This is a genomic window from Roseovarius salis (assembly GCF_044472985.1).
GTDB classification, from domain to species: Bacteria; Pseudomonadota; Alphaproteobacteria; order Rhodobacterales; family Rhodobacteraceae; genus Roseovarius; species Roseovarius salis.
The window spans coordinates 1-273 of sequence record NZ_JBISDG010000123.1 but is presented as its reverse complement, the minus strand read 5'-3'; the positions used below and the strand labels follow the sequence as shown (position 1 = coordinate 273).

The window sequence follows — 273 nt, the reverse complement described above, 5'->3', positions numbered from 1 at the left end:
ATCGCCTGTTCGTGCAGGTTTTCCAGCGCGCCAACCTGACCATCGCGCGCTCGCGCGAGGCGCCGCTGGCGTGCGTGGCGGATGCCCACCAGGCCAGCCAGCTCGACGTGGCAGCTGGCGTGCCGCTGGTGCGTGTGCGCCGCATCGGCTACAGCCTGGCCGATGTACCGATCTCCCTCACGTACTGCGATTTCTCCACCGAGCGTTACACGCGCGAAGTCGACATCCGCGTGCTCCAGAACGACTGAACTTGCGCCTGCGCCAGCACGGTGC

General features: G+C 67.4%; 1 protein-coding gene. It reads left to right on the top strand.

What is annotated here, in order from left to right:
* Positions 1-248 (top strand): UTRA domain-containing protein (locus tag ACH13J_RS18465; RefSeq protein WP_397544803.1); only part of this gene is annotated, 248 nt, incomplete at its 5' end.
* Positions 249-273: the final 25 nt, after the last annotated feature.